The organism is Corynebacterium curieae, assembly GCF_027570035.1.
GTDB lineage: Bacteria > Actinomycetota > Actinomycetes > Mycobacteriales > Mycobacteriaceae > Corynebacterium > Corynebacterium curieae.
In genome coordinates this window covers 35,354-60,565 of the sequence record NZ_JAKMUU010000001.1, presented here as the reverse complement: position 1 = coordinate 60,565, position 25,212 = coordinate 35,354, and the positions used below count along the sequence as shown (strand labels likewise).

The 25,212-nt window shown below is 57.6% G+C and carries 23 protein-coding genes and 1 tRNA gene; 14 read left to right on the top strand and 10 right to left on the bottom strand.

Annotated elements, in window-relative coordinates:
• The first annotated feature begins 163 nt into the window (after positions 1–163).
• From thiM to L8V01_RS00275, 3 genes are read left to right on the top strand one after another with little or no spacing between them, the layout of a single operon-like run.
• Positions 164–976, top strand: coding sequence for a hydroxyethylthiazole kinase (gene thiM / locus L8V01_RS00285; protein WP_269945193.1), 813 nt, complete (start codon positions 164–166; stop codon positions 974–976).
• Positions 977–1,606, top strand: a complete 630-nt coding sequence (gene thiE, locus L8V01_RS00280; protein WP_269945192.1) for a thiamine phosphate synthase — start codon at positions 977–979, stop codon at positions 1,604–1,606. It abuts the gene before it with no gap.
• Complete coding sequence (locus tag L8V01_RS00275; RefSeq protein WP_269945191.1) at positions 1,599–3,134, top strand: bifunctional hydroxymethylpyrimidine kinase/phosphomethylpyrimidine kinase; 1,536 nt, start codon at positions 1,599–1,601, stop codon at positions 3,132–3,134. The genes thiE and L8V01_RS00275 overlap by 8 nt, the downstream gene beginning before the upstream one ends.
• On the opposite strand, the gene L8V01_RS00270 is transcribed toward L8V01_RS00275, so the two are convergent.
• Positions 3,131–3,733 (bottom strand): class I SAM-dependent methyltransferase, encoded by a 603-nt coding sequence (locus tag L8V01_RS00270; protein WP_259887149.1) that lies wholly within the window; start codon positions 3,731–3,733, stop codon positions 3,131–3,133. The genes L8V01_RS00275 and L8V01_RS00270 overlap by 4 nt on opposite strands.
• A gap of 108 nt (positions 3,734–3,841) precedes the next feature.
• Here L8V01_RS00270 and L8V01_RS00265 point away from each other — a divergent pair, with 108 nt between their 5' ends.
• Positions 3,842–4,915 carry a magnesium and cobalt transport protein CorA gene (locus L8V01_RS00265; protein WP_269945190.1) on the top strand — a complete coding sequence of 358 codons (1,074 nt, stop codon included), beginning with the start codon at positions 3,842–3,844 and terminating at the stop codon, positions 4,913–4,915.
• Positions 4,916–4,997: 82 nt separating this feature from the next.
• On the opposite strand, the gene L8V01_RS00260 is transcribed toward L8V01_RS00265, so the two are convergent.
• On the bottom strand, positions 4,998–5,444 hold the full coding sequence (locus L8V01_RS00260) for a PaaI family thioesterase (RefSeq protein ID WP_269945189.1): 447 nt from the start codon (positions 5,442–5,444) through the stop codon (positions 4,998–5,000).
• 59 nt (positions 5,445–5,503) lie between these two features.
• Between L8V01_RS00260 and gndA the strand changes: the two genes are divergently transcribed.
• The 4 genes from gndA to L8V01_RS00240 all read left to right on the top strand — a co-directional run bounded on the left by gndA (position 5,504) and on the right by L8V01_RS00240 (position 10,112).
• Complete coding sequence (gndA, locus tag L8V01_RS00255) at positions 5,504–6,955, top strand: NADP-dependent phosphogluconate dehydrogenase (protein WP_269945188.1); 1,452 nt, start codon at positions 5,504–5,506, stop codon at positions 6,953–6,955.
• Between the two features lie 107 nt (positions 6,956–7,062).
• Complete coding sequence (locus L8V01_RS00250; protein WP_269945187.1) at positions 7,063–8,361, top strand: DEAD/DEAH box helicase; 1,299 nt, start codon at positions 7,063–7,065, stop codon at positions 8,359–8,361.
• 19 nt (positions 8,362–8,380) lie between these two features.
• On the top strand, positions 8,381–9,229 hold the full coding sequence (locus L8V01_RS00245; protein WP_269945186.1) for a 3-methyladenine DNA glycosylase: 849 nt from the start codon (positions 8,381–8,383) through the stop codon (positions 9,227–9,229).
• A gap of 40 nt (positions 9,230–9,269) precedes the next feature.
• Positions 9,270–10,112, top strand: coding sequence for a VWA domain-containing protein (locus L8V01_RS00240; RefSeq protein ID WP_269945185.1), 843 nt, complete (start codon positions 9,270–9,272; stop codon positions 10,110–10,112).
• 274 nt (positions 10,113–10,386) lie between these two features.
• Here L8V01_RS00240 and L8V01_RS00235 read toward each other — a convergent pair whose 3' ends face one another.
• The 5 genes from L8V01_RS00235 to secA2 form a co-directional block, all read right to left on the bottom strand.
• A complete protein-coding gene (locus L8V01_RS00235) occupies positions 10,387–10,950 on the bottom strand; it encodes a MerR family transcriptional regulator (RefSeq protein ID WP_269945184.1) in 564 nt (187 codons plus the stop codon).
• 146 nt (positions 10,951–11,096) lie between these two features.
• The gene (locus tag L8V01_RS00230) at positions 11,097–11,690 is read right to left on the bottom strand and encodes a bifunctional nuclease family protein (RefSeq protein ID WP_269945183.1); all 594 of its coding nucleotides are present in this window, start codon (positions 11,688–11,690) and stop codon (positions 11,097–11,099) included.
• A 38-nt stretch (positions 11,691–11,728) separates the two neighbouring features.
• A complete protein-coding gene (gene ftsR, locus L8V01_RS00225; RefSeq protein ID WP_259887139.1) occupies positions 11,729–12,475 on the bottom strand; it encodes a transcriptional regulator FtsR in 747 nt (248 codons plus the stop codon).
• A gap of 100 nt (positions 12,476–12,575) precedes the next feature.
• The gene (gene odhI, locus L8V01_RS00220; RefSeq protein ID WP_269945182.1) at positions 12,576–13,010 is read right to left on the bottom strand and encodes an oxoglutarate dehydrogenase inhibitor Odhl; all 435 of its coding nucleotides are present in this window, start codon (positions 13,008–13,010) and stop codon (positions 12,576–12,578) included.
• Between the two features lie 85 nt (positions 13,011–13,095).
• Entirely contained in the window at positions 13,096–15,387 is a 2,292-nt protein-coding gene (gene secA2, locus L8V01_RS00215) for an accessory Sec system translocase SecA2 (protein ID WP_269945181.1), read from the bottom strand.
• An 87-nt stretch (positions 15,388–15,474) separates the two neighbouring features.
• On the opposite strand from secA2, the gene L8V01_RS00210 reads away from it, so the two are divergent.
• From L8V01_RS00210 to L8V01_RS00200, 3 genes are all read left to right on the top strand, one after another.
• Positions 15,475–16,626, top strand: coding sequence for an alpha/beta hydrolase family protein (locus L8V01_RS00210; protein ID WP_269945180.1), 1,152 nt, complete (start codon positions 15,475–15,477; stop codon positions 16,624–16,626).
• Positions 16,626–17,015, top strand: coding sequence for a YchJ family protein (locus tag L8V01_RS00205; protein WP_269945179.1), 390 nt, complete (start codon positions 16,626–16,628; stop codon positions 17,013–17,015). Before L8V01_RS00210 ends, L8V01_RS00205 begins: the two co-directional genes overlap by 1 nt.
• A gap of 71 nt (positions 17,016–17,086) precedes the next feature.
• Positions 17,087–17,160, top strand: a tRNA-Pro gene (locus tag L8V01_RS00200).
• Between the two features lie 223 nt (positions 17,161–17,383).
• On the opposite strand, the gene L8V01_RS00195 is transcribed toward L8V01_RS00200, so the two are convergent.
• Together L8V01_RS00195 and L8V01_RS00190 are read right to left on the bottom strand one after the other, a co-directional pair.
• Positions 17,384–19,117, bottom strand: a complete 1,734-nt coding sequence (locus L8V01_RS00195; RefSeq protein WP_269945178.1) for a hypothetical protein — start codon at positions 19,115–19,117, stop codon at positions 17,384–17,386.
• A complete protein-coding gene (locus L8V01_RS00190; RefSeq protein WP_269945177.1) occupies positions 19,118–20,002 on the bottom strand; it encodes a hypothetical protein in 885 nt (294 codons plus the stop codon).
• 165 nt (positions 20,003–20,167) lie between these two features.
• Between L8V01_RS00190 and L8V01_RS00185 the strand changes: the two genes are divergently transcribed.
• Complete coding sequence (locus L8V01_RS00185; protein ID WP_167315508.1) at positions 20,168–20,479, top strand: helix-turn-helix domain-containing protein; 312 nt, start codon at positions 20,168–20,170, stop codon at positions 20,477–20,479.
• Positions 20,480–20,748: 269 nt separating this feature from the next.
• Here L8V01_RS00185 and L8V01_RS00180 read toward each other — a convergent pair whose 3' ends face one another.
• Positions 20,749–21,744 (bottom strand): tyrosine-type recombinase/integrase, encoded by a 996-nt coding sequence (locus L8V01_RS00180; protein WP_269945176.1) that lies wholly within the window; start codon positions 21,742–21,744, stop codon positions 20,749–20,751.
• A gap of 614 nt (positions 21,745–22,358) precedes the next feature.
• On the opposite strand from L8V01_RS00180, the gene L8V01_RS00175 reads away from it, so the two are divergent.
• Together L8V01_RS00175 and L8V01_RS00170 are read left to right on the top strand one after the other, a co-directional pair.
• A complete protein-coding gene (locus L8V01_RS00175; protein WP_269945175.1) occupies positions 22,359–23,027 on the top strand; it encodes a hypothetical protein in 669 nt (222 codons plus the stop codon).
• Positions 23,028–23,208: 181 nt separating this feature from the next.
• Positions 23,209–25,212, top strand: a complete 2,004-nt coding sequence (locus tag L8V01_RS00170; protein ID WP_269945174.1) for a site-specific DNA-methyltransferase — start codon at positions 23,209–23,211, stop codon at positions 25,210–25,212.

Below are 25,212 nucleotides of genomic sequence, written 5' to 3'. Positions count from 1 at the left end.
ACGGGCGGCGATTTTTATTTGCCTGGCGCTACCACCAAGATTTTCGCACATAGTTTCCGTGACCTTTGTTAGGCTGAGACACACAACATGGGGTGCCGCACACGGTGCGGCTGAGAAACACCCATCGAACCTGCACTCAGTTAGAACTAGCGAAGGGATAGTTGTGGATTATTCTTTTCTGCGCGCACATGATTCCGTGCGCGAGTCCACGCCGCTTATTCAATGCTTGACCAATAAGGTCGTCAGCAACGTCACTGCCAATACCCTCTTGGCCGTCGGCGCCAGCCCCGCAATGGTCGATACCCCGGAAGAATCCCGGGAATTCGCGCAGATAGCCAGTGGGGTTCTGATCAATTGTGGCACCCCCACCTCCGAACAATATGACGGCATGCGCGAAGCCATCGCGGGAGCGAATGCCGCCCAGACTCCCTGGGTGCTAGACCCTGTGGGCGCTGGTGGATTGTCTAAGCGCACCGAATTCATGCGGGAAGTGCTGCCACAGGGGCCGGCAGCTATCCGGGGCAATGCATCGGAAATTATCGCCCTAGCAGGCACTGGACAAGGAGGCCGCGGGGTGGAATCAACCGATGGCGTTGACGCCGCAATTGAGTCTGCCTTGGCCCTATCTCGGGATACCGGTGCCGTGGTGGCCATTTCAGGACCGCGCGACCTCATCGTCCACGTCGGTGATACAACGCGTGCGGTCTACCTAGAATCGGGCCATCCAATGCTCCAAAACGTCATTGGCACCGGCTGTTCACTTGGTGCGATTTGCGCAGCTTATTTGGCATCGTGGAAAGATCCCTTCGAGGCAATCATCGCGGCCCACGCACACGTGGGCGCGGCCGGCACTATCGCTGCTGAAAAGCAGCATGCACCTGGTTCCTTTGCTGTCGCCTGGCTCGATGCGCTTTACGATGTCCCGACTGCAGATATCGAAGGCCTCATCACCGTTACCCCAGCCGAGGGGATCTAAATGGCTATTGATTGGACGCTCTACCTCGTTACCGATCCGCACCTTGCAGGCGGGCGCGACAACGTCGTTGGGATTGTTAAAGAAGCTATTCGCGGCGGCGTTACCGTTGTCCAGCTGCGAGACAAAGAAGCAAGCGATGAGCAGATTGAAAGTACTGCGCGCGAATTGCTTGCCGTACTGGGCGATATTCCGTTGTTTATCAACGACCGCGTTGAGGTGGCAGCCAAGCTCGGCTGCCACCTGCACATAGGCCAGGATGACATGGCATTTCGCGTCGCCCGCGACAAGCTGGGCGACGATCAGCTGATCGGCTTATCCGTTGGGAGCCAAGAGGAGTTGGAAGCCATTGCGGATGATGCTCGCCCAGATGTGATCGGCATTGGTCCCGTGCATTCGACCGCTACGAAGAAAGATGCCCCAGCCGGCATGGGGCCGGATGCGGCCAAGGCTCTCGCCCACGCCGCCCGACAGCGCGGTATTGCTTCTGTCGCCATCGGCGGGATTAAGACCCATAATGCGCACGAGCTAGCGGGCGACGATTTTTCCGGTATCTGTGTAGTAAGCGACATAATGGCGGCCCAAGATCCTGCAGCGGCTGCCGCTCAACTCAAGGAGGCTTTTCGTGGCTAGAGGAATCTATCCCCGAGTTCTATCCATCGCCGGTACCGACCCCACAGGCGGCGCAGGTATTCAGGCTGACCTGAAGGCTATCTCCGCCGCGGGCGGTTACGGCATGACCGTGGTTACTGCCTTGGTGGCCCAAAATACCCAAGGTGTGCGCAGCGTCCATGTTCCCCCACTGAGCTTCCTGCAAGAACAGTTGGATTCGGTCATTGAGGACGTAGAGATCGATGCAGTAAAAATCGGCATGCTTGCTGACGCCGCCATTACCGCCAAGGTCGCAGACTTCCTCCGGTGCCTTCCGGAGACCGTTCCCGTAGTACTCGATCCTGTCATGGTAGCCACCAGCGGTGACCGGCTCTTGGAAGAAGAAGCAGAGCAGGCCGTGCGCGATCTGAGTTATCAGGTCGATCTCATCACTCCGAATTTGAAAGAATTGGCAGTTTTGACACAGACGGAAGAGGCAAAGGACCTCGAGCAGGCCATCGCCACTGCCAAAGATTGGGCCAAGGTTGCAGATACCGCGGTCGTCGTCAAGGGCGGGCACCTCGATTCCGATATCGCAGACAATGCGGTTGTCACCCCAGATGGGTCCGTCCATCGCGTTCCTTCAAGCCGCGTGGATACGAAGAACACCCACGGGACGGGTTGCTCCCTTTCCTCTGCCTTGGCCACACGTTTAGGTGCCGGCGATAGCGCTGCCGCAGCTCTTACGTGGTCTACCCAGTGGTTGCACGAGGCAATTGCGAATGCGGATGCGCTGCATGTGGGTAATGGACATGGCCCCGTAGATCACCAGCACCGCGCGCAGCGCCTGATGCAGGCTGCCTCTACCCTGCCCCAGCCTTATCTATCCGGCAGCCTGAAGGAACCGGATGACGTCAATCAGCCACGCGTTCCTGCGGCCGGACCACACACGCAGCGGCTGTGGAACTTGGCCGGAGATCACTGGGAGGCCATCAAGGCGCTACCCTTTATTCAAGCGTTGGGCACCGGAGCTTTGGATCGAGATGCGTTCAGCTTCTACCTCGACCAGGATGCTCAATACCTCAACGCCTATTCCAAGGCACTGTCTCGCCTCGCCAGCCAAGCACCAGTACCGGCACAACAACTGCACTGGGCCGAGGGGGCGCACGATTGCCTAGCGGTAGAGGCAGAGCTACACCGCGGTTGGCTGGCGAGCGAAATGACTACCGCAGCCTCTGGGGTTACCAGTGCCTATACGGATTTTCTTATCCGCTCGACGCATACCGATGATTACGTCGTGGGCGCAGCAGCTGTACTTCCCTGCTACTGGCTGTACGCAGAAGTAGGCCTCCACCTTGCAGAATTTGATTCCCCAGAGCACCCATACCACTCCTGGCTATCCATGTACGGCGGCGAGGACTTCCTCAACGGAGTACGCGCAAGCCTTGACATAGTCGAGGACGCGCTCAGCAGAGCAGATGAGCGAACCCGCATGCGGGCCGAGCGCGCTTATATCACCGCAAGTCACCACGAGGTCGATTTCTTCGACCAAGCCGATAGGCGCTTTTAGGCCAGAAGGTCTGATCCCGGACGCGAGAGGACAGCGACGAGGAAGGTGGAGTGCTCCGAGAAGAGCTTCATGTCCCACGAAGAGAAAGTGAAGTCCACTCGGTAGCCCACCTTTTGCGCCATGTCGAGGAAATCGGAGAACTCCCAGCCGCGGCCCTCGCCAAAGCCGGTAACGAGGCGCCCACCCGGCTTGAGGGAATTAAAAATATTGCGCAGTGCAGGCTCGCGTCCTTCCTTTGCTAAAAAGCCCATGACATTGCCGGCAGATACGGCAATATCAAAGGGCCCTTCTGGCACCTCTTCTTCGCACAGGTCACCAACGAACCATTGCCCCTCTGGGAAATCGTGCTCGGCGTGCTCGATGAGGATGGGATCTACGTCGACTCCCACGACGCTGTGGCCGCGGCGAAGTAGCTCGCCGCCTACGCGGCCGGTGCCACAGCCGGCGTCGAGGATGGTGGAGTTGCGTTCCACCATGGCGTCGATAAGCCGAGCTTCACCATTGATGTCCTTGCCCTGTGCGGCAAGCAGCTTCCATTTGCGTGCAAAATTATGGGAGTGCTCGGGATTAGCTTGGGTTACTTCTTTCCACGTAGGCATAGATTCGATTATATTACCCGTCCTCGGTGTAAGATTTACCCGCTGCTAAAAATCGCAATCCAAATTCTGCGAACTTGTCCGCTCTACCGCGCAAAGGAGGCTGAAACGATGCCATCCGTACCTTCACCCTTTAGGGGCCGCAAGAAACCCGGACCTCCCAGTAAGCCATCTTCCCTGCCGGTGCCGCCGGAGCGTGCTATCGAACACTGCCGCGTTTTTGTCGATGGTGAGGCGCTTCCCGGTGAGTACTCCACCAGCTCTGCCTTGGAAGCTATCGAGGAATATGGACGCGGCTTCATTTGGGTAGGCCTGCACGAGCCCTATGAGTCTCAGATGACCAAAGTGGCCTCCCAGTTTGGCATCCACGAACTTATCGTGGAAGACGCCGTTATGGCCCACCAGCGTCCCAAGCTCGAGCGCTACGACGATCAGCTCTTCGTCGTCGCCCGCTCCGTTAACTACCGCGACCATGATGAGGTGACGGATAAGCGCCAGATCATTTCCACTGGTGAGATCCAGATGATCATGGGCTCTAACTTCATCATTACTGTGCGCCACGGCGCAAAACTGCCCAACCTTGCGTACACGGTGGAAGATGAGCAGGATTTGGTGGAGCTCGGTCCTGTGGCCATGGCTTGGAAGATCCTGGATATGATGGTGGACCGTTACTCGGAGATTTCCCGCCTCATTAGCATCGAGGTTGATGAGCTAGAAGAGGAAATCTTTACACCTAATCTCAAATTTGATGTGGACCGCATCTACATGTTTAAGCGTGAGGTGCTGGAGATGAAGCATGCCATCGATCCTTTATCGGTGGCGCTTAAATCCATGGTTTCAGATCACAAGGATTTAATTTCTAAGCAGTTGCGCTCCTACCTGCGGGACGTCAACGACCATGAGCTCGTGGTCAAAGACCAAGTATCCAGCTTCGATGAGCGCCTCACCTCGCTTATCGACGCCTCGGTAGCCAAGGTCACCATGCAGCAAAACTCCGATATGCGCACCATTTCCGCAGTCGTTGGCATGTGGGCCGCGCCTACCTTGGTGGCCGGTATCTACGGTATGAACTTCGATATTATGCCAGAGCTGCACTGGTCTCTGGGCTACCCGATGGCGATTATCATCATGATCTTGGTCGTCGTAGGGCTCTGGGCTTGGTTCCGTAAGAACCACTGGCTTTAATGCCTCTGGTCACTGGACTCGGTGAGCCGTAACTTAAACGGCTTTCCACTCACGGAATGAACTTTAAAACCGCACGGGTGGATTAGCCCAAGATCATGGTGCGCAGAGTGGTGCGGGCAATGAGCTTGCCCCCCTGGAGCATCTCAACACTCCACAAGTGTGTGCGGCTACCTAGCTGCACCGGGGTGGCCACCGCCTCCAGCTCTCCTTCTCCAGTGGAACGGATAAAGTCGCTGGAATTATTCACGCCGACCGCGGGGGCGTCGGCAGCCGCCACGCTGGCAATGGAGGCCACAGTTTCTGCAATGGAGCAATACAGCCCTCCGTTGGCCACGCCCCAGGGTTGGTGGTGCTCTGGGAGGACCTGCAGTTTCGCGCGAGCCTCTCGGGGGCCAACGTGGGTAAACTGCAGACCAAGTAGTTCTGCCAGGCCGCCGTTTAAAGCATTGAGTGACTCTAATTCTTCCGCATTGAGCACGCGTGTATGTGCAAGATGGAGCAAGTCATTGAGTTTCTGCGTATCCGACATAGTCCACCAGCCTAGCCATTGATGCCAGCGCCGCATCGCAGTGACGTAGGATGGGCACCATGACTGATAAGAATGAACTTGCTCAGATTGGCGTCGTGGGATTGGCGGTAATGGGTTCTAACTTGGCCCGTAACTTTGCCCGCAACGGCAATACCGTCGCGGTATATAATCGCAGCCCTGAAAAGACCCACGCGCTCATTGAGGCCCACGGTGAAGAAGGCAACTTCGTGCCTTCCGAGACCATCGAGGATTTCGTGGCTTCCTTGGAGCGGCCGCGCAAAGCCATCATCATGGTCAAGGCGGGCAAGGCTACTGATGCAGTCATCGATCAGCTTGCTGAGGCCATGGATGAGGGCGATATCATCATCGACGGCGGCAATGCCTTGTTCACTGACACCATCCGCCGCGAAAAGGAAGTAGCCGCCCGCGGCAAGCACTTCGTCGGTGCCGGTATTTCCGGCGGCGAGGAAGGCGCACTCAATGGACCCGCCATCATGCCCGGCGGCCCTAAGGAATCCTGGGAGACCCTCGGCCCGATTCTAGAATCCATCGCTGCCAACGTAGATGGAACTCCATGTGTGACCCACATTGGCCCAGATGGCGCCGGCCATTTTGTCAAGATGGTCCACAACGGTATCGAATACGCCGATATGCAGGTCATCGGTGAGGCTTATCAGCTGCTGCGCTACGGCGCAGGCATGGAGCCAGCCGAAATCGCAGAGGTATTCCGCGAATGGAATTCTGGCGACCTCGATTCCTACCTCATTGAAATCACCGCCGAGGTTCTGGCGCAAAAGGACCCAGAGACCGGAGCTCCGCTTGTCGACGTCATTGTGGACGCCGCCGGCCAGAAGGGCACCGGCCGCTGGACCGCCATCAACGGCCTAGAGCTTGGAGTTCCGATTACCGGAATCGCCGAATCCGTCTTCGCCCGTGCGCTTTCCTCTTCCACCGCTCAGCGCAGCGCCGCCCAGGAAGGCCATCTGCCCTCCGGCACCATCACGGAGCTGGACGTAGACAAGGCCGAGTTCATCGAAGACGTACGCCGAGCCCTCTATGCTGCCAAGCTCATCGCCTACTCCCAGGGTTTTGATGAGATCAAGGCTGGCTCTGAGGAATTCGGGTGGGATGTTGACCCGCGCGATCTTGCCACTATCTGGCGTGGCGGCTGCATCATCCGCGCCAAGTTCCTAGATCGCATCCGCGCAGCCTACGACAATAATGCAGACCTGCCCGCCCTCATTCTCGACCCCTATTTCAAGGGCGAGCTGGAAGACCTCATCGACCCATGGCGCCGAGTGGTCGTCGCTGCTACCCAGCTGGGCCTGCCGGCCCCAGTCTTTGCATCTTCCCTCTCCTACTACGACAGCCTGCGCGCAGAGCGCCTGCCCGCCGCCCTCATCCAAGGCCAGCGCGACTTCTTCGGTGCACACACCTTCCAGCGCACCGATAAGTCGGGAACCTTCCATATTGAATGGTCCGGCGACCGCGGATTGACCCAGACCGACTAGGCTTGCGTCGTCTAAAGAGGGGCCCTTCAGGGCCCCTCTTTCTTTTCTAGCTGGCCTTTCCACTCCAATGCGGCGATCAGTCTTCTTGCCGATAGGATGGAAAGACGATGACTACCTTTGCCGATCTCGGCTTACCCCAGCGCCTGGTGCACGTACTGCAAAACCAAGGCATCACCGAACCGTTTCCAATTCAACGCGCAGCGATTCCCGACGCCCTCGCGGGCAAAGATGTGCTCGGCCGCGGCCCTACAGGTTCTGGTAAAACCTATACCTTTGGTCTGCCCATGCTAGCGCGTCTCGCCGGAGCAGGCGCCTCCACACCCGCGCATCCCCGGGGGCTAATTCTCGCCCCGACCCGCGAGTTGGCCACCCAGATTTACCAACGCCTTGAAGAACCTGCAGCAACGCTTGGTCTACGAGTGCTGGCCGTAGTAGGCGGTGTAAATATCAATCACCATATCCGCTCACTCGCGCGCCCCGTCGATGTTCTCGTTGCCACCCCTGGACGTGCCCAAGACCTCGTTAATCAACACAAGCTACACCTGGATGCGGTGCAGATTACCGCGCTTGACGAGGCCGACCAAATGGCCGATATGGGCTTTTTGCCCCAGGTACGCAAACTTTTGCGCCTGACTCCGGCTAGTGGGCAGCGCTTGCTGTTCTCCGCAACACTCGACGGGGATGTCAACAAGCTGGTGGAACAATTCCTTCACGACCCAGTTGTCCACTCCACCGCCCCGGTTCGGGCCGCCGTGGATTCCATGTCCCATCATCTCTTCTTCGTCGGCGACCGCCCCGCCCGAAACGAAGTAGTATTGCGCATTGCTGCTCGCCAGGGCAAAACCATCATGTTCATGCGCACGAAACACGGCGTGGATAGACAGGTCAAAAAATTGCGGCGCGCTGGTATTAACGCTTATCCACTGCATGGCGATAAAGGCCAAGGAGCGCGTACCCGCGCTATTGAAGGCTTTGCCGATGGTAGCGTGCCTGTATTGGTCGCGACCGATATTGCTGCTCGCGGTATCGATATTGCGGACGTTTCCCTTGTCGTTCACGTCGATCCCCCCGCAGAGCACAAAGCCTATCTCCATCGCGCTGGCCGCACCGCGCGCGGCGGAGCAGCGGGCACAGTGGTTACTTTGGCGATGGATGAACAACGCAAGGAAGTAGCAACGCTCATTAAGAAAGCTGGCGTCACAGCTACTGAGCACGATATTTCCGAGCGTGACAATCCTGCAGGCGCGCCGGCGCTCAAGGAGGTTACGGGAGCTCGCAAACCTAATGGTCCTGCCCTTCCCCCACCTGGGCAGGTCGCCCCGCAGAAACCGAAGAACGCAGCAAAGAGCTCCAATTCCCAACGCCGCCGTCCCAGTGCTAAAGGTGCTCGTCGCCGGCGCCGCTAAGACAAGGAGGAAGACACTTATGCATATCTTGCGCCCGGATGACTGGGCTGCTCAACTGCATGAACATAAAAAGCAAGCTACGGACCGCTTGGAACGCTTCCGGCATCCTGGCAGCTACCACCCTGTCTTCGATTTCCTTTTTGAGTACTACCCAGTCCGGCCTTCCCATTTGAAACGCTGGCATCCGGGTGTAGGCATTGCCCTAGAAGGCACTCCGCCCCACACCGAGTGGCGCGATTACCGCACCACCGAAGACGGTGTAACCGTAGACCTTGCCAGCTTTTTGCAGCGCCGTGGCAGTTCGGTTCGCTATATCTCCAACCTCCTGCGCAGCTCTACAAGCAACCCGGCGCACTTTGATTGCTTTGGGCTCCATGAATGGGCAATGGTTTACCACACAGACTCCCCGCGCCACTCGCTGCCGTTGCGTCTCGGCGCGGACGGGACTAACCGCGTCGTCGACGAGCACGCAATTAAGTGCTCTCACTATGATGCCTTTCGCTTCTTTACCCCACCCGCTCGAGCCCTCAATCTGACGGTTCTTCACCGTGAGGATCAACCCGCCAATGATCAGGCTGGCTGTGTTCACGTCACCATGGACCTCTATAAATGGGCGTGGAAGCTCGGCCCTTTAGTACCAGGACAACTCTTTCTCGAGTGCTTAGATTTGGCAATCGCGGCACGCATCCTCGATATGGAGGCCTCTCCCTACGATTGCCGGGATTGGGGCCTTGGCATTGTGCCGATTGAAACACCCGAGGGAAAGGCAGAATATGTATCGCGGCAGCGCGAACTAGCCCACCGAGCCCAACCACTGCGCGAGCGGCTTGTCGCTGTGATAGATCAGGCACTCGCCCCGCTACAATGAGCCACTAACAACGGCATTTTGCTTGGGAGGACTACACCACATGGCACGGCACTCAAACGGGAAAAATAGCTTCGCAGTAGCGGGATGGGTTATTGCAGTGGCCATTATCGCGCTGCTGGCCATCGTCGCCCTGGTTGCGTTCCTTCTAAGAGGTGGCAGCGATGACGGCAGCGACTCCTCTGCTGCCCCAGCGGCAGTAGAAAGCGGCTCTGAAACAGCGCCAGATACTACCGAATCGGCTGCTTCCAGCGTCACTTCTGCTACCACAACGAGCGCCTCCGCGACGAAGAGTTCCTCCCCTAAGTCCAGTTCCGCTCCGGCGCCCAAACCCAGTGTAGCCATGGCAGCCAATACATTACTGCTTCTGGATACCTCTTCCTCTATGACCCCAATTTTTGGCCCCGTCTCCCAAGCCTTGGGCACCACCGCGTCCGACTTGGCCAACGACGGAAGCACAGTCTCGTTGTGGAACTACTCCTCCCCTATTTCAGAGACCGCAACAGTTGGCTTCCGCCAGAATTTGGGCTTTGGTGATGGCAATGCTGTAGCCGCCACGCTCGGTGGCTTTGGCACTGGCGGTGTACCGCAAACTCGCAGCGCCGTGGTAGCCGCAGTGGCCAATGCTGCTGATCAAGCCGCTGGCAGCGGCGAGAAAGCACGCGTGCTAGTGGTAACTACTGGTACGCAGCAGGATATGGACGATACCCAGTTCACGGCAGCGCTTAAGGACGCCGCCTCCAAGGACGTTTCCTTAAGCGTTGTACATGTGGGCGAAGGCAGCATCGATGATGCTCTTAAGTCTGCAGCGGATGACTTTGCCTCTGTTGATTCCGCAGATGAAGCCAAGCTTTCGGGTGCATTTAATAAGGCCGTAGGCATCTAATCCACCGCAATTTCTCCTCTTACCGGCGCCGGCTTAAGTGGCCGGTGCCTTTTTATTCCCTTACTTTTGACACGGCCGCCCTGGTGCAGTGAGTCAATGAGTTTCGGTCAGTGCTGAGTCCGGAATGGGAACTGGCACATCGTAGGAGATTTGAAGCTAGGGCCCGACGAACTCTTGGGGGCTATGCCCATTCGGCCTGAGGTACGGCAAAGACAAAATCCACCCGACTTCCCCGTGAGCTGGGAAGTCGGGTGGATATATTATCGAGCTTTGTTTAGGAACTCTTGCGCTGGCGGCGAGCCGCCAGCTCGTCGAGGCCGACCACGTTGTCCTCGGCGAAGTCTTCGATGCGCTCGGAAGGGAAGGAAGAAATGGTGCCGGACAGTTCCTTGAGGATGCCCGGAACCGCGATACCAAAGACGCCTTGGCCCCCGGCAAGCAAGTCAATCACCTCATCGTTGGAACGGCACTCATAGACGGTGGTGCCATCCGAAACGAGGGTAAGCTCTGCCAGATCATTCACTCCGCGATCCCGCAGGGATTCAACTGCCAAGCGAATATTCTGCAAGGAAATTCCGGTATCGAGAAGGCGCTTGACGATCTTAAGAACCAAGACATCCTTGAAGGAGTACAGGCGTTGGGAGCCCGAACCGCGTGCCGTGCGGATGGATGGGTTCACCAAGTTAGTGCGTGCCCAGTAGTCCAACTGGCGATAAGTGATGCCAGCGACTTGGCAGGCAATGGGGACACGGTAGCCCACTTCTTCGTCTGGTCCGACGTCAAAGAGAGATTCCTGTACATAGGTGGATTCAGACTGAGAGTCCTCGTTGATGCTCACGTAATTACTCCAATGGGGTTTGTTGGAAGTTCTAAAGATCAATTAAAAGCCAAGCGCATACGCCCGTCAAGCGCTGCTTGCTTAACCATCAAGTACAACTTTAGACTTCTCTAACCACATTGTCACCATTAGTCACACGCGTGTCATTAACTTTTTTCGTCATCATCCCCCGAAAGGAAGTCCTCTTCCTCCATACCCAATGACCTCATCATGGCTTCGAAATCCGCATCTGCCTGCGCATTTCCTGATGCCGACGTGGAAGATTGAGCGTTTTCGCTGCTCGGACCGGAATCACTTGAAGAGGGAGTAGAAATCTCTAGGTCGAAGTACTCCTTCAAATCAGCGTCACTGGCGTATACGGATACCTGCGCAAGAAGATCAGGCTCTGCAGTAATGGGAACATGGAAATATTCGGAGACTGCAAGCGCGTCACTCAGGCGGGAATCGTAAACTTCGCCATTCGGAGCCTTAATATCCACCATGAACGTGCCCTGGTGGTAGTTAGCGATTTCAATAACCTCTACCCCGCCGGAGCCTTCTAAGACCTCGCAAATCAGATCGTGGGAGGTCGGGCGGTTAGGCTGGTGGCCGTCCAAAACTGCGGCCAATTGCATGCCTTCAATGGGAGAAATCCATACGGGAACTAACCGATTCTCTTCCGGCCAGCGCAACAAGGCGCACACATCATCTTCGGGGCCGACTTGGTGAATGCCGTGGAACTCTAGGGTTACATCACTCATGTCTACCACTCTCCCACAAAGTCAGTAACCAGTGTGTATTAGGCGTGGTATTCGTCGCGCAGATCCGATTTCACCAACGTAGCGTGCAAAGACACTACAAGGGCGGTCATCTGCTGAGAAATCTCCTCGGCCTTCTGGTGCGCAGTATCCGAGTTGGAGTGAGCTACTGGAGCGGCCACTTGAGAAATTAGATCCGCCTGCCGGCGCGCATTATTGCGCAGCGACTTTAACTCACGTGCGCCGAAGCCAAAGGCCTTAAGCGCCACAGCAGCAGAGACAATAGCCACGTCATCGGTATTGAAAAAGCCGGCGGCATCAGGCCCGATGAGGCCGTATTTGACCAAAGAAGCCACATCTTCCTCGCTGGCACCCGCTTGCGTAGCTACCTCTACATCGGTCAAACGCGTGACCACAGGGGCTTTAAACTGCTGCGGGGAAACCAATGTTTCCGCGTTTCCCGCAGAGACGATGGCAGTGACTTGGCCGGAATCCATTGCTTCCAGCTGTTCGCGGATCACTTTCAACGGGGTGTAGTTATCGCGCTGCGTAGTCAGGATATAGCGCAGGCGATCAACATCTTCTTGCGTGAAGCGGCGATAGCCCGAGGCTGTACGCTGCGGGCTGATGAGTCCCTCAGATTCGAGGAACCGAATCTTTGACACAGTGACGTCGGGGAATTGCTGATTCAGCGTCTCTAAGACCACGCCAATGGACATGGTCTTAGACTTCTTAGCTTTTGGGCTGGTGCGGCGTACTGCTGCTGCCGAAGAATTTGCTGCGCTCACTGTGTCTATCTCTTAGGGGTACTCAAACGTTCTTATCGTGCCATAAGCAGACTACACCGCCCTTCCCTCTATGGAAGCGCGGCTGGTCTACTAATTGGAGTTAGTTCTGGTTAGCAATGAATACTAGACGGAACTTACCAATCTGAATCTCATCTCCCACCTCAAGGACCTGGGAGTTACGGGGCTCTCGGTTAACGTAGGTGCCGTTGAGGGATCCTACGTCAACGACCTCAAACTGGCCGTCATCGTTCTTGCGGAACTCTGCGTGGCGGCGGGATACCGTAACGTCATCGAGGAAAATATCCGCCTCGGGGTGGCGGCCGGCGGTAGTGGTTGCCTGATCCAATAGGAAACGGGCTCCTGCGTTAGGGCCACGCTTGACCACCAATAGAGCCTGGCCTTCTTCCAGGTTATCGGTGCCGGTGGCCGCAGCATCGGCCCCGTTAGCGCCGTTTTCCATCTCCTTGAGCAGGTCTGCGCGGAATACAGATGTAGTCTCTACCTGTGGTTCCGGGGTTCCGGTGTTCTCGCTCATTGTTACCTCCGGGGATTAGTTACGAGTTACTTATAACAATACTAGCGACTCACTTGAGTCTGTGACCTTTTCGCGGGGAAATATTTCACCGGAAAATGTTTCCAATGCCGCTCAGCACGGAGTTTCCCTTTCCCGCAAGGGGGTTATCGGAGACCATGTAGGTCCATGTAGCACTAGGGCGGGCTAGGCCGGCATCATCAAGGTGTGCACCGGCGGCGTCGATAAGCACGGTGCGGAAGGTTTCCACTGACTTATCGACAGCCCGCTGAGCCAAGTCCTTAAACTCTCGCACCGCAATGCGGTGGTACTCATCAATCGGCGTCTCCCGGGCAATGGCACGGAGATGGATGGATTCACGAACATCATCCATAAGCTCCAGGTGGTCGGCCCATGCTAGGTCCAAGTGATAGAGCATTATTTCGCGCGCGGCCCCTATCCGCACATCCTCTGGGAGGTCTGCGAGTTCCGCTGCACGCTCGGGTGCCCGTTGGGAAAGCTCCTGCCAGGCTTGATCAGTGTCCAACAGCTTGGCTCGTCGCTCATCAATAATGATGCGCTGATCGGCCAGTAGCTGGTTATACTTCCACGTCTGCGCATGGATCTCGAGCAACTGACCCTCGGTCACGCGCTGGCAGTGTGCCACAAAGTCACTAATCCGTTTGGATTCGATACGCCCGTCTTCTGCCGGTTGGGCACGGACAGTTTCGCCTTCGCCACCCTGTTGGACCACATCATCTTCGAGTGAGACAAAAAATAGCGACAATCCTGGGTCGCCCTGGCGGCCCGCGCGGCCACGCAACTGGTTATCCAGGCGGGCGGTGCGGTGCCGTGAGGTACCAATCACCGCCAAACCGCCCAGTTCCGCAACTGCATCATGGTCGGCTTCGTTAGCGCCGCCCAACTTAATATCAGTGCCGCGTCCGGCCATCTGAGTAGAGACCGTAACGCGGTCGATATCTCCGGCCTCGGCGACTATCTGCGCTTCCTGCTCATCATTTTTGGCGTTGAGTACGTTTACCTCAATGCCCCGCTCCCGCAAAGCATCTGCCAGATCTTCGGACTCGGCAACATCCTGTGTACCTACAAGAATGGGCTGGCCCGTGGAGTGGATGGTGGCAATTTCCTCCACAATGGCAGCAGACTTATCATCCACCGTCGCAAAAATGCGGTCTTGCTCATCAAAGCGCTGCAGCGGCTTATTGCGATCGATTACGGATACATGGAGTCCGTAAAACTGCCGCAGCTGGTCGGTCGCCTCCACCGCGGTACCGGTCATGCCACACACAAGTGGATAGCGCCGCATCAATTCCTGCAGCGTGATGGTATCGAGGATACGCCCGCCCTCGGAAACCTCTAGGCCTTCCTTGGCCTCTACTGCCGCCTGGAGGCCATCGGGCCACCGTTGCAAGTCGGCTACGCGGCCCCGGGAGGCGTCGATAAGCTGCAGCTTGCCATCGACGACGATGTAGTGAATATCTCGAATAAGGAGTGCCTTTGCGTGTAGCGCGAGGTTAACTTTCACCAAGATGGTGCCAATATTCTCTTCGGAATACAGCGAATCGATGCCCAATTCTTGCTCCACACGGCGTGCACCGGCCTCGGTTAATTGGACGGTGCGGCCGTCCTCCGAGATGGAGTAGTCTAGCTTCTCGCGCAGTCGGGAGACCACGTTGGTGATGTGCCCTGTTGGAGCTTCACCCGGCCGGTTGCCGGCTAGGACTAGGGGCACTAGGGCCTCATCGACGAGCACGGAATCGGCCTCATCGACGAGGGCAACATCGCCAGCAGCCTGCACAGTTTGGGAGCGGTCGGTGATCTGATTATCGCGCAAGAGGTCAAAGCCGAGCTCGTTAACAGGTGCATACACAATATTCTGGGTGTAGGCGACACGGCGCTCTTCCGGAGTCATTCCCTCGGTCACCGAGGCAACGTTTAAGCCAAAGAACTCCACCACGGGACGCATCCACTCAGCGTCACGGGCGGCAAGATAGTTATTTACGGTAACTACATGGACGCGCTTTCCGGTAAGTGCGAAGCCGGTAGCGGCCATCGCACCCACTAGGGTCTTACCCTCGCCGGTCGCCATTTGGATGACATCGCCGGTTAAAAGGCGCAACACCGCCTGTGACTGCACGTTAAAGGGATTCATGCCCAAGGTGCGCTCGCACGCCACCGCTAGAGCCGCGAGGAACTTTGCCTTATCCGCGATTTCACCGCCTTGGACGGCATCGCGTGCGGCTTGGGCTACAGTTGCGTCATCCTTCTGGCTCAAAGTGCGGGCTGCATCATCAGCCGAACCCACAATGGCCTTGGATTTCTTATCGTTGCGCTCGCTTTGTGAGCCCATCGCTTTCCAGAACCAATCAAACGCGCCCATACCTCATCCTCCTTAATTGGATTGCTCATTCCGACTGTAGTCAACCTTGTATGGCTTGCGGGTAAGAGGCCCGTTATTCTAGTTCTCATGCAATCCGTCAATGTAAAGCTGCCTTCGAGCCGGGGAACCGAGATGGCCGGAACCATCGACTTCCCGGATTCTCCCCCCATCGCCTATGCCATCTTTGCCCATTGCTTCGCCGGCTCCCGCCATACTCCCGGCGCTGCCCGCACCGCGAAGCAGCTCACCGAGTTCGGCATCGCTACCCTGCGTTTCGATTTTCCGGGATTGGGTCAGTCCGCCGGTGAATTTGGAGATACCACTTTTAGCCAAAACGTCGACGACATCCACGCCGCCGCCGCGTGGCTGACGGAAAACTATTCTGCGCCGCAATTGCTTATGGGGCACTCCCTAGGCGGCGCCGCTGCCCTAAAAGCAGCCACCACTATAAAGTCCCTCAAGGCGGTAGCTACCATTGGTGCGCCCTTTGACCCAGCTCACTCCGTGCTTCATTATGCGGATAAGATTGGCGAGGTCGACGCCAATGGTGAGGTTGAAGTCGTGCTCGGCGGCCGCGGCCTCATCATTTCCAGGAAGTTCTTGGAAGACTTGGCGGATACTAATCCCGAGGAATACTTGCCAAAGCTACGTAAGCCATTGATGGTGCTGCATTCCCCCATTGACCAAACCGTGGGCATTGATAATGCTCAAAATATCTTCTTGCTCACCCGTTACCCTAAATCTTTGGTATCTCTCGACAAGGCCGATCACCTGCTCACGAAGCAAGGTACCGCTGCTAGGGCCGCGGATCTCATTGGCGCTTGGGCTGAGCAGTTTATCGTCCCAGATTATCGGCCTGCAGAAGTTGGTACCGATGCCGCTGTTGCGCAACCGGCAACTGGCACTAAGTTCGGCGTGGTAGTGCGCCATAACGACCATAACCTCAGCGCCGATCGCACCAAGAAGAACGGCGGCAAGGGCAAGGGTTTCACGGCGGAAGGCCTAGTCATGTCCGCGCTAGCCACTGCCTCCACCCAGGCCATCAAGGAGGCCGGTAAAAAGCTTGCGCTTGACGACGTCCACGTAAGTGTCACTCAAACGGGCCCCACCGCCTTTGAGCGCCGCATCGAGCTTGCCGGCAACCTCTCCGCGAAGGAAGAATCCACACTGCGCTCTGCCGGGAAGGATACCGATATCGAGCGCATGCTCGGCAACGTCACCATTGTGGATGTTCCCTGATGCCGGACTACGATCCATCGCGCCGCTGCCCGTGCGGAACCGGACTTTCCTACGGCGAGTGCTGCGGCAAGTACCATTCCGGTTCCAATGCACCTACCGCGGAATCGCTCATGCGCTCGCGGTTTAGCGCCTTTGTTACTGGTGACGAGGACTACCTGCTGCGCACCTGGGATCCCGATACTCGCCCTGCGACCCTCGACTTAGCGGATTCTCCCATTAGGTTTTACCGACTCGATATCCTCGGCACGCAAGGCGGCGGTCTATTGGATAATTCGGGAGTGGTGGAGTTTGAGGCCTTTTATAAGGGAGCAGCCGTCGGTTCGCAGCGAGAGCGTTCCTCATTCCGCCGTCTAGGTGGCGCTTGGGTGTACTCCACCGGCGAGTTTTAACGCAGGTTACACCCCAGATTTCACAGTAGAATCCTACTGATGTAATCTAGACAAGTCGCACAGTTCGACGGCGGGCTATGGCGCAGTTTGGTAGCGCACTACACTGGGGGTGTAGGGGTCGCAGGTTCAAATCCTGTTAGCCCGACAAAATTCCAGGACGGTTTTGCGAATCTAGCTTAAATCATTTGCGAAACTGCTCCGCATAGCTAAACCCACCGCTTCACCGCGGTGGGTTTAGTCGTTTTCGCTCTGATCCAGTCGTTGACTAATAAGGAACACAGCATGGTTCGTCCCCTCTAAAACGACTAATAGCCCGGAACCCTTTATCGGTTTTCCGAGCTAGATGTGAGAAATGTATTCAGTTGGTCTTAAGCAGCCTCGCGCGCCGGATCGCGCGGCGGCTGCGGATCTCGCGTGCCAGGTAGCGGAGTCTTTTCATCCCGATCCACCCGGCCAAGAAAACGCCGAATCATAGATACATTGGCCGCAACCACACCAAGAGCTGTATAGAAGAAGGCCGCAGCAAAACCGCGTACAGGTCTTCTCGTATGGTCACTAATAGCAGCACCGCCGCGATTGTTCTTTACATAGTCGTTGCGCGTTTCAATCACATTGCGCCACGTGCCATACACCTTCTTCCATTCCGGTGTCTTAAAAGCAGGGCCAGTTTGGCGGTAGCGCATTCCTTCCTTATTGGGAATGGTTACCGAGGCCCTATTGGTACAGCACTTTCCTTTTCCGTTGCGCGCAGTAGATAGATTTGGCCCGGAGATGGAGGGTAGTCCTCTGTCTCTCGCGTCCTGGCGCTGACTCTTTTCCACCAAGGGACATGCCAGTGTCTTTCCTTTACCTCGTCCCGGACACATAAACCTCTGACTCTCACCGGAGAGATCCTTGCCTTTTCGCCGCATGGCAAAGGCGCGGCGCTCGTTGATCCGCTGGTTGTAGGTGGCCTCATCAATACGTCCGGCATAGAAGTCTTCGGTGGCTTCCACCAGAGGTTTCGGCATGGCAGGACAATACCAGTGGCCTTCAACTAACCCCATGGTTTCATAGGATCCGCGCTTTCCCAGCTGGTTGGTTTTGTAGTCCCCCACCAGCGTGTATCCCTTTTTACGCAGTGGTTCATGGAAGTCTTTGGTCTTAGCCACCGCGAAGTAAGCACGATCGCCCACCACTGTGCCCTTAGGTGTCTCAGGATCATCCGTTAAATGCCGCATGGCTTCCAACCCACGGATCGCAGGGTTGTGGCTGGGCCGGTCGAAGGCCATGCCCATAATCAGGTGTGGCTGTGCATATGGGCCTTGGTCTTGAATGACACCGGCAACAAGTGTGGCCTCCCAACCCCACACATGCTTGGCGTTTCGCTTTCGCTTTGATTCGCCATGTGTTTCTTGCCGCTCGTCTCGCGAGTACCAGCCTGCTTCCGGCTCGGAGGACATGAGATCGTCCGGTCGGTTCGTCCATCGGTTGTTACCACGGCGCACTCCTGGAATCAGCGTGCCGTCTAAGGTGAGGTCTCCCTGCCAGTTGGCTCGGTATTCTTCGGGCATGTCCTCGGTACTTGCCATAACCAGCTCATTGAACACGTAGGTGGCGCGCTCCCATTTTTCCTCGCGGCGCTCAGAGTCTTGTTCTCCGATCAGCCGGTTGAATTCAGCACGGGTAAGCCTGGCGTGGTGCGGAATGTTGTCGAATGGGTCAACGACACCTAAGAAGCTGTGCAGCGCGCGCCACAGGCGGTAGTACCAGATGTTGTGTTGAGTTGCGTAAGAGTCACCTACCCGTCGTGCCCTATCGCGGCTGGGCAGGTTAAGGAGTTCTAAGGCCTTGTCTGTCGTGTCAGGCGAGGCCAAAAGTGTCGTCATGGTGGTCAAGTGCATGGGTTGACCAGAGCGCGCCAGAATCAGGTAGAGCGCAAGGATGGTGCGGTCGTTAACGGATTTGGGCCTGCCTCCTTTGGTGGGGTCGTAGCCGTCTACGCGCCGCCAGGTGTCAAGGTGGTGGCAGATGTCGGTGCGGTCGATGATGGTCAATGCCCAGGAGACGCTGGCTCCGTCCAGGCGAAGCAGCGGGGTGGGTGTGGTGTTGAAGTGGGCCACCTAGACTTCGCCTCCTGCTCTCGGTTCGACGACTCGAAGCGGCGGGTAGTCTGGTTCGTCCCTGTTGCCCTTGGCCCACTCGCGGTACTCGACCTCAGTCAGTGCGCCGGATTCGATAATCATGCTCCGAAAAGTGTGGGTGAACGGCTGGATGCTTCCGGTGGCATAGACCAGGTGGTTAAAGTCAACGCGTTCGGCGGCGTGGTCGGCGATCCAGGTATAGCGCAGCCTAGGAAGTGTCGGGGCGTGGCCGGTACTCGATGGGTTTTCGCTCGTCCTGTGAATGAAGTCAGATATGAGGTGTGGGCCTGTGGCATCATTGCGGCGGCGCGCTGAGTTGGGCTTGACCAGTGGTTCGTCCCTGCGATCCTCGCCCACACCATCAAGCACCCGGCGCATGAGGTCGTCGAAAGGTGCCGTGAGCGGAACAGTACGCGGTGTAATACCACGACCACCGCGTGCATGTACTGCCAGTACCGCGCCAAAGTCGGTGAAGTCGCCATAGCGGCAGTGATAAATTTCCTCGGTGGACATGCCAGCACCTAAAGCCAGTGACACGATGATGCAGGCCACGCGCCGCGACTCGCGGCGCGGTCGGGAGTGAACCCAATCATCAATGGGGATAAGTTCGCTGGCGTTGTAGGCGCGGCGCGGAGCCTTAGCTGCCGGGTAAAAGACCTCCGGCAATTCTTCTGCCCACTCCAGCGCGCCTTTTTGGCCAATGACATGGCTTGCGCAGCGGTTAAGGATCCGACGGGTGGCGTTGAGGCTGGGCTTGGATAAATCTGCTGTACGGGCTTGCAGGTAGGTGCGGATCTTCCCGCCATCACGCAGCAGGTAGATGCAACCATCCACGTCGATGTCGTCGTACCAGCGATCGCGCATGTAGCAAAAGTATGTCGCGAGTACTCGCTTGCGGTTGCGCTCAACGGTAGGAGTTGTGGGTGGGAGTAATCCGCGTGTCGTCAGTGTGTCGATCACAGCGTAGACCTCACTGTATTTAGACTGAGGTGGTTCGTCTTTTTCATCTGGTTCAAAGGAAGTGGTCTCGTGGCTTCCGACCTTCCCGCCGAAGCTCCGGTCAGGCGTTACGCCAACTGGCCTAATGCCCATATCGAGGCCCACGATCCGGTCATGCGGAAATTGCAGGACTTTGCCCGCAACGTCCAGCAGCTCACCCTGAACGGGAGCTACCCCAGTGCCAAGCACTTGGCTGATGCCTGCGGTATCCCCGCCTCCACCATCACCCGAATCATCCGCGGCGAGATGATCCCGACGGGACGTGTCATTGCCAATATCGAGGTCACTACAGGCAAGGCCTTGTGGCCTTACCATCGCAGCAACCGATACGGCAGTCAGTGACCCGAGTGTTGGAAACTGCATGTTTCCAACACTGGTGAGTCGGGTATTAGTTACAGGCGTGTCGTTCATGGCTAGAGAGGTGAGCACACCTACACCACGAAATAGGTGGCGGTGCCTTCTTACCTCAGGCCATGAGTAAACCCACAGGTCACAGGGTGGTTCGTCCCTGGTGGGTTCTGTGCGCCATGAGACCAGTTTTGCGTATCCGCAATTCAACTTTGCAGATATGCAATCGCCAGGGATAGCTCAGGGAGTCTACGTGAGACGAGCTACAGCACGTACAGGCCTCCACCTGGGGTGCCATGGGTCGAGCCTCCGGCTAGAAGAAGCCGGTAGGCATGGCGGCGGTTAGCTCCGGCCTCGACCACGTAGTCCTCAAACTGGTGCAAGGACTTCAGTCCTGCCGCAGCACACAGCACATCAGTGGGAACTCCTGCCGCAATGCGGCCAATAATCCAGGTGTTACGCAACCTGCGGGTATCCGGTACCATGTCCGGCGACGTACTGGGCGTTACCCGGCGCAGGTAGGCCGAGAGCTGACTAACGTTCTCGTTGTCCCGGCCCGGCCTGAACAGGTAGTCCTCCGGGCCGGTAGCCATAATGACCGGCTGTATCAGCTCGGTATGAGACTTTAAAAGTGGCACCTCGCGCGGGCCAGCCCCGCGGTAGCCGTGCGGAAACAGCAGTACTCCGTCGCCGTCAACGCGCACGTCTTTGCCGCGCAGCGTGCAGATTTCTCCCGCTCGCAGCCCGGCACCCAGGGTAAGGGCCAACACTGTGGTGAAGTTGCGGCGGCGGGCAGCGGTGGGTTGCGACTCGGCCCAGTCCCACAGCCGGTCACAGGCATAACTGTCATAGGGTTCAAGGGTTGGCTCGTAAGCGATCGGGTGCTGGTAGTCAGGGTTCCAGTCGTCGTTGATCGCTTCTGCCACCCGGCACAGCAGCGAGCGCTGGGTTCCAGCGGTGGACGGACTGAGCTTTGCGCCATCTCCGGCAAGGAAGTAGTTGCCGATGATGTCGGGGTGGAAGACGGTCTCAACAGTCACCACACCGTAGCTCACCCAGACCCAGGCGGCGAGCTTGGACACGCAGTTCAGAGTGTTGCGCAGCGCGTCGCGGCTGGTGTTGTCCGGGGTGAGGTCAAGTGCGCGCACGCACTCGCGGGTAAAGTCGGCGACGTGGCTCCACGGCTCGGAGCGCACGGCGTGTGGTGTGTAGTTGGCGATGATCGCCTCGTAGTCGGCAGTGGTGTAGTTACTGGACATGGGCCTTTCCTTTGGCGGCGGAACTGCAAGTGGAATGGGGGCGGGTGCACCAGATGCTACGTGGTGAGGTCACACAGTGCACCCCGCTACACATAGTCTTGTTTGCCGATCTGCAATCTGGCAAGCAGGTGGTCTCATGCCGCCAACAGCACACAAACTCCTTATATGACCTGCGTGTTTGCGGTTCCGCAAACATCTACCAGACGAACCACCACATCATGTTGTGGAGATCAAAAAGGGACATGTCATATTTAGTACCCCCGCCCGAGCCTCGGACACAGCCTTAACCCTACCCACCAAGTCCTTCAAGGCCCCGCTTTGTGGCCCACAGCTATGTCCACCACAACATGTAGATCCACTGCCCCCGGTTGTGGCTAACCGATGCGTGCGCGACCTGCGCGGAGCCTCAACCACACCTCGCACCGGCTAGCGTGACCACCGTCGAGCGCGATTGCGTATCCGCAATTCTGCCTTAGCCCACGCGGCTTATTACCACACCGTGCACACCAGAAGACCACCGCGCGGACAGTTTGCGTATCCGCAAATTTCTACCCGATACCGTGCCCGACACTCTACATTTCCACTGCACACACCCTGAAGGAAAGGGACGAACCATGTCCACACTCGACATGAGCACACCACTGTACTGCCAGTACTTCACCACCGAGCTTGAGGTAGACGACCTCGCCCAAGTCACCGAAACCCTGAAACAGGGAAAACAGGTGGCCGACACCATCTTGTCCATGTCCACCGCCGCGCTCTACAACCACGTCATTAGCTTCACAGGCCCGCAGGGGCTTATCACCGAGCGCGAAATCAACGTCCTCACCGCGTTTAACTCCATGTCGGTGGCCACTGCCCCGGTGCGCGTCACGTTTGTCACCCTGGCCGACACTTACGGAAACCGTGCGGGACTCACCCGCATCCAAGGCGGTGAGTCCGCCCGCGGCCTAATCCCGCTTACCCGGTCTGTAAACGAGGCCACGGTTGCAGACATGTCTGCCACCACACCAGGACTCACCATCAATCTGCCCAATAGTGTCCACGACGACCTGATCATTCGCTGCACGACTTTTGACCCGGACGGGTGCGTTCCCGAAGCAAAGGACGAGTTTCCCGGCGTGGACTACTGCCCTAGCCTGTACCACCTTTTGCGGGACGAACCAGCTCCAGGCATCGACATCACCCACGACATTATCCGCGCACTACTTCCCTACCGCGGGATCCACATGGAGGTATCGCCGCGGATTCTCGACGGTGACGTAGACATCGATCGGCTGTAGCTGAGGTTAGTGAGGAGGTCGCAGGCCCAGCCGCGGTGTAATGCTGTGGCTGGGGCTTTCCTTTTACCCAATCCCCAAGGGGGACGTGCTGGACTAAAGCACCACCGCGGCCCCGAAACCAGCCCCTGCTGGATAGACTGGATCCGTTCTATCCTCGGTACACAAAAGGAGTGCGCAGCCTATGACGAAACAGCGTCTAGAGCTAACGTGGTACAACAAGGACCAGGCCCTTATCCCCACTGAGCAGGGTAAATATGGCTACACGTGGGTTGATCCAACCGACCCGCGCTATTGCCAGACCCACTTTTTGGACTACGGCGATATGGTGCGCGGCGAGCAGAAGCCTAAGGAAGAGGGACGAACCTACTCCGAGCGCGCCGACTTAACGCCCACCGACGACAACCTGCTGATTCTGGGCGAGTCCGGCGACGTACTAGAAACACTCACCCGTGTACCGGAACTGACCGATAAGTACGTAGGCCAGGTCAAGTGCATCTACATCGACCCGCCTTTTAACACCGCGCAGACCTTCGCCAACTACGAGGACAACCTAGAGCACTCCGTGTGGTTGACCATGATGCGCGACCGACTGTTGCACTTGAAGAAACTGCTGAGCGCCGATGGCTCCATCTGGGTACACCTGGACGACGTGGAAAATCACCGTATGCGCCTGCTGATGGACGAGGTGTTTGGCGCGGAGAACTTCGTGGCTGAGGTTGTGTGGCAGAAGGCAGACTCGGCGCGAAACGATGTGACTGGGTTCTCCGCTGACCACGACGTAATCCTGGTGTACGGAAAGTCACCGGCGTGCGCACTTAACCGCATGGAGCGAACCGCCGAAGATAACGCGCGGTTCACCAACCCGGACGGGGACGAACGCGGTATCTGGTTCTCCGATAACCGAAGTGCACCGGGAAATATGAGCGGGAAAATGCAGCACCCCGCCGTGTTTGCCATTCAACACCCACTCACGGGGGAAATGATGTATCCCGCGAGCGGCCGTCACTGGTGTTTTGGGCAAGAGCGACTTTTCGATTCACTGTCCCAGTACGGAGTCTTGAAGTGGGAGTCCCCAGATTTGGAGCTGCGCGCCAGGGAGACGGGACTGTCCAAGGACGTTCTGCGTGAGGACGTTGGCGACCTAATCATTAATCCTCAGTACGCAGATACCGCTGCACAGCGCACACGCAAGCGAATGGAGCAGGGCAATTGGCCGGAGTTCTTTGTCACGGAGACTTCCTTTGGCCGTAAGTCCTACCCGCCGAAGGAGGGCCAGCCACCGCGTACGTGGTGGACGAACGAGGACGTGGGCCACAACCGCGCTGCGAAGTCTGAACTGAAAGCCCTCTTCCCCGGCACCGCTGCCTTCGCCACCCCCAAGCCCGAGCGCCTGCTAGAGCGCGTAATCCACATCGCTACCAATCCCGGCGACATCGTGTTGGACTGCTTCGCCGGGTCGGGAACCACCGCGGCGGTGGCGCACAAGATGGGCAGGCGCTGGGTTACATGTGAGTTGAACGAGGACACGTTCGACCGCTTTACCCGGCCGCGTCTGGAGAAGGTGGTACGCGGCGAGGACATGGGCGGTATCACCGTGACCAAGGGCGAGCGCGTTGACGCTAGCACCGATGGTCTGCCAGACGGCTTAACGCCCGAGGACGCGCAGAAGCTGACCTCGCTTCTCAACAAGGCAGTCAGGGACGAACCAGAGCTGAAGAAGTCCGCCGACCTGCGCACGATTAAACAGCTGGTCAAGACCAAGAAGTCACCGGACACGATCAACTGGCGCGGCGGCGGAAGATTCACCGTGGCGCGGCTGTCTAGGGATTGTTTCGACGTGGACGAGGACACCGGCTTGGTCGTCCTTACCGAGGATGCCACCGCGCGCAACCTGTCCGCAGCAGTCGCCGCGCACCTGCGGTTTCGTATGACACCGGACAACCCGGTATTCCCGGCTAAGCGGGAGAAGATGAACTTGTTTGTCACCCGCCAGCCACTAACGCAGGAGTTCATCGACGAACTGGTGTACTACGTACCCGATGGTGAAGCAGTGACCGTTGCTGCCACCTCCGCTGATTCTGACTTGGGGCGCTACCTGCACAAGGCCTGCCCCGGATCACGGATCATCCACCTGCCCGATGGGCTGTTTACCCGTACCCTCTCGACGACGAATAAGGAGGCCTAA